Here is a 3,837-nt window from a genome sequence, read left to right on the forward strand (position 1 = left end):
CTGGCCGAGGCCGGCGAGCGTGCTCGAGGCGCGACCGCCTATGTAACGCTGGAGCCATGTTCGCATGTCGGACGCACGCCGCCTTGCGTCGACGGCCTGATCGAGGCCGGTATCGCACGTGTGGTCTACGCCATCGGCGACCCGAATCCGCGGACCGCGGGGCGGGCAAGAGGGCGGCTGGAGGAAGCCGGCATCGAGGTCGCCGAGGGCGTGCTGTCGGATGCCGCCCGTCAGCTCAATCCGGGATTCTTCAGTCGCTTCGAGCGGGGAAGGCCCTGGGTCCGGTTGAAGATGGCGATGAGCCTGGACGGCCGCACCGCGATGGCGAGCGGCGAGAGCCAGTGGATCACCGGCGAGCCGGCTCGCGCCGACGTGCACCGCATGCGCGCCGAAGCCAGCGCGGTGGCGACCGGTGTCGAGACCGTGCTGGTCGACGATCCGCGACTGACCCCGCGGGCGTTGGAGACGGACCGCATGCCGGTCCGCATCGTGTTCGACAGCCAGTTCCGCACGCCGGCGTCATCGGCGCTGATCGCGCATGACAGTCCGGTCTGGCTGCTCGGTCGCGCCAACGTCATTCCCGTGGGCCGTTATCCGTCACACGTCACCTGCATCGGCGTGGCCGGTGGCGAGCCCCGCATCGGCCTGCATGAGGCGATGCAGGAGCTGGCGCGGCGTGACATCCACGAGCTGTTCGTCGAGTGTGGCCCAACGCTGGCCGGCGCATTGATCGCCGAAAGCCTGGTCGACGAGCTGGTGCTGTACATGGCGCCGCGGCTGCTCGGTCAGGCCGCGCGAGGATTGCTGGATCTGCCCGGCGTCGATCATCTGGCGCAGGCACCGCTGCTCGACATCCTGGATGTTCGCAAGCTGGGCGCCGACTGGCGTATGATCGCGCGCCCCATGATGCCTGCACATTTGCGCTGAGCGCCCAGTCGCCGGCGCGGCCATCGAATGAGTATTTCCAAGCCCTAATGTTCACCGGATTGATCGAGGCCACCGGCGAGGTGGTGGAACACACCCGCCATGCCGGCGGCGACCTGCGACTGCGCATCGCGACGCCGGAGGGCTTTACCGACGGGCTGGAGGAAGGCGCGAGCGTGGCCTGTTCCGGCGCCTGCATGACCGCCCTGGCCATCTCGCCGGGTGGTTTCAGTGCCGACGTCTCCAACGAGTCCGTGCAGGTGACCACGCTGGGTGACTGGCGGCCCGGATCCCGCATGAATCTGGAGCGTTCGCTAACCTTGCAGACCCCGCTGGGCGGCCATCTGGTGCAGGGGCACGTGGACGGTGTCGCGACCATCGTGAGCGTGGAGATGGACGCCGCGAGCCGGCGCGTGCGCATCGAGGCACCACCCGAGCTGGCGCGATTCATTGCCTCCAAGGGATCGGTGGCGCTGGACGGCGTCAGCCTGACCGTCAATGAAGTGGACGGCGCGGTCTTCGGCGTCAACCTGATTCCCCATACCTGGGAGGTGACGACGCTGGGCCAGTGGGCGGCGGGCGCCCGCGTCAATATCGAAGTGGATTTGATGGCGCGCTATGCGCAGCGCCTGATCGAGACGCGCTAGCGCGTTCGTGACGAAGACTGGAAAGACGACCCATGACTGATTCAATCGAAGACATCCTCGACGAGATCCGCGCCGGCCGCATGGTCGTGATGATGGATGACGAGGATCGCGAGAACGAAGGTGATCTGATCGTTGCCGCCGAGAGCATTACGCCGGAGCAGGTCGCGTTCATCGTTCGCCACTCCAGCGGCATCATCTGCACGCCGATGTCGTCGGATCGTGTCGAGGCGCTGCGGCTTCCGCAGATGGTGCCGGAGAACACCGAATCGCATCGCACCGCGTTCACGGTTTCCGTGGACTACCGGCACGGCACGACCACCGGGATTTCGGCGCAGGACCGGGCGGCGACCATCCGCGCGCTGGCCGATCCGGAATCGCATGAACGTGACTTCAACCGGCCGGGTCACATCTTCCCGCTGCGTGGCGACAAGGGTGGCGTGCTCAGTCGCGCGGGACACACGGAAGCCACCGTGGATCTGATGCGGCTGGCCGGCAAGCGCCCCTGCGGTGTGATCTGCGAGATCGTCAACGACGACGGCACGATGAAGCGCGCGCCGGAACTCCACGCGTTCGCGCGGGAGCATGGTCTGAAGATCGGCACCATCGCCGACCTGATCCGCTACCGGCTGGCCAATGAACGCACCATCTCCCGTGTTGCCTCACAGGAGGTGCAGACGCCCCATGGTCCGTTCCAGCTGGTGGTCTACGAGGACCAGATCGACAACTGCCTGCACCTGGCGATGGTGCGTGGCCAGCCGACACCGGACAAGCCGACGCTGGTTCGTGTTCACGTCCGCAACACGCTGGCCGATCTGCTCAAGATTCAGCACGCGAGCTTCGGCTGGCCGCTGGACAGCGCGCTGAAGCGCGTGGCAGAAGAGGGCGAGGGCGTGGTGGTGATTCTGCGCATGCCGGAGACGCCAGCCGAAATGGTGGCGCGCGTCGGCGGGCTGGCGAATCCCGAACCGCAGCCCGAGACCGAAGCCTCGGAGCAGGAGCTGCGAACCTACGGGCTGGGGGCGCAGATCCTGTCCAATCTCGGCGTGCGCAAGATGCGCGTGCTCTCGGCGCCCAAGCGGCTGTCGGCCATCTCAGGATTCGACTTGGAGGTCATCGAATATGTCCAGTGATCATCGCGCGCGTTCCATGCAGACCCGGGCGGATTTCGGCGTGCCCGTCATTGCGCTGGACCAGGACGTGTCGGACGCCCGCATCGGCATCATCGCCACCAGCTGGGCGGTGGACATCATCGACAAGCTGGTCGAAGGCGCCATCGCCGCGCTGCACGAGGCGGGGATTTCATCGTCCGCGATGCGTTTCGTCCGCGTGCCGGGCGCATTCGAGATTCCGCATGCCGCCGACGGCATGGCGGGCACCGGGCGCTTTCACGGCCTGATCGCGCTGGGCGCGGTCATTCGCGGCGAGACGCCTCACTTCGATTTCGTCGCCGGCGAATGCGCACGTGGCGTGCAGGACATCGCGATCAAGCGCGAACTGCCGATCGGCTTCGGCGTGCTCACCGTCGACAACATCGAGCAGGCGCAGGCGCGGGCCACGCCGGACAACAACAAGGGCCGCGAAGCGGCGGACGCCATGCTGGACATGATGCGTTTTGACCGCGCGATGCGCCTGCTGTGAGCGAAGGCGGCACCAGAAAGAAGCGGCCGAACCGTCGGCACTGGACGCGTCGCCTGCTGGTGCAGGCGCTCTACCAGTGGCGTCTGGCCGATGCCGAACTGACGGCGTTGCTGGAGGAATTCCGCACCGCCGAGGACATGCGCAACGCCGATCCCGAGTGGTTCGCCGAGGCCTTGCGCGGCATCCTCGGTGCTGCTGGTCCTCTGGCGAGTCAGATCGCCACTCACCTGGATCGTCCCTGGGAGCAGATCGATCCGGTGGAGCAGGGCATTCTGCTGCTCGGCGCCTACGAACTGACGCAGGAATTCGGCACGCCTTACCGTGTCGTCATCACCGAAGGCGTGGAACTGGCGCGGCTGTTCGGCGCGCAGGACAGTCACCGTTACATCAACGGCGTCCTGGACCGTCTGGCGCGGGATGCGCGGGCGGTCGAGGTCAAGGCCGCGCGTCCGTGACGGGGGAATTCGAACTCATCTCCCGTCACTTTGACCGGCCCGCGCTTTCCGACAGTGTCGAGGTCGGCATCGGTGACGATGCGGCCGTATTGCGTCCGACCCCCGGTGCGACCGTTGTCGTGTCGACCGACACGCTGGTCGAGGGGCGCCACTTCCGCGCCGGTGTTTCCGCC

The 3,837-nt window shown here is 66.9% G+C and carries 5 protein-coding genes; all 5 read left to right on the top strand.

The window, feature by feature from the left end:
- Window positions 1-927, top strand: a 927-nt coding sequence (gene ribD, locus ABNS06_RS09235; protein WP_348674100.1) for a bifunctional diaminohydroxyphosphoribosylaminopyrimidine deaminase/5-amino-6-(5-phosphoribosylamino)uracil reductase RibD, incomplete at its 5' end; no start/stop codon positions are given.
- 47 nt (window positions 928-974) lie between these two features.
- A complete protein-coding gene (locus ABNS06_RS09240; RefSeq protein WP_348674101.1) occupies window positions 975-1,571 on the top strand; it encodes a riboflavin synthase in 597 nt (198 codons plus the stop codon).
- 32 nt (window positions 1,572-1,603) lie between these two features.
- On the top strand, window positions 1,604-2,701 hold the full coding sequence (gene ribB / locus ABNS06_RS09245) for a 3,4-dihydroxy-2-butanone-4-phosphate synthase (protein ID WP_348674103.1): 1,098 nt from the start codon (window positions 1,604-1,606) through the stop codon (window positions 2,699-2,701).
- The gene (gene ribH / locus ABNS06_RS09250; protein ID WP_348674105.1) at window positions 2,691-3,209 is read left to right on the top strand and encodes a 6,7-dimethyl-8-ribityllumazine synthase; all 519 of its coding nucleotides are present in this window, start codon (window positions 2,691-2,693) and stop codon (window positions 3,207-3,209) included. Before ribB ends, ribH begins: the two co-directional genes overlap by 11 nt.
- Window positions 3,206-3,664 (top strand): transcription antitermination factor NusB, encoded by a 459-nt coding sequence (nusB, locus tag ABNS06_RS09255; protein WP_348674107.1) that lies wholly within the window; start codon window positions 3,206-3,208, stop codon window positions 3,662-3,664. Before ribH ends, nusB begins: the two co-directional genes overlap by 4 nt.
- Window positions 3,665-3,837: the final 173 nt, after the last annotated feature.

It is taken from the genome of uncultured Abyssibacter sp., from assembly GCF_964000955.1.
GTDB lineage: Bacteria > Pseudomonadota > Gammaproteobacteria > Nevskiales > OUC007 > Abyssibacter.

Excerpts from the sequence above, each read along its gene's own strand:
- ABNS06_RS09240 (WP_348674101.1), top strand. The coding sequence starts at position 975 with ATGTTCACCGGATTGATCGAGGCCACCGGCGAGGTGGTGGAACACACC.
- ribB (WP_348674103.1), top strand. The coding sequence starts at position 1,604 with ATGACTGATTCAATCGAAGACATCCTCGACGAGATCCGCGCCGGCCGC.
- ribH (WP_348674105.1), top strand. The coding sequence starts at position 2,691 with ATGTCCAGTGATCATCGCGCGCGTTCCATGCAGACCCGGGCGGATTTC.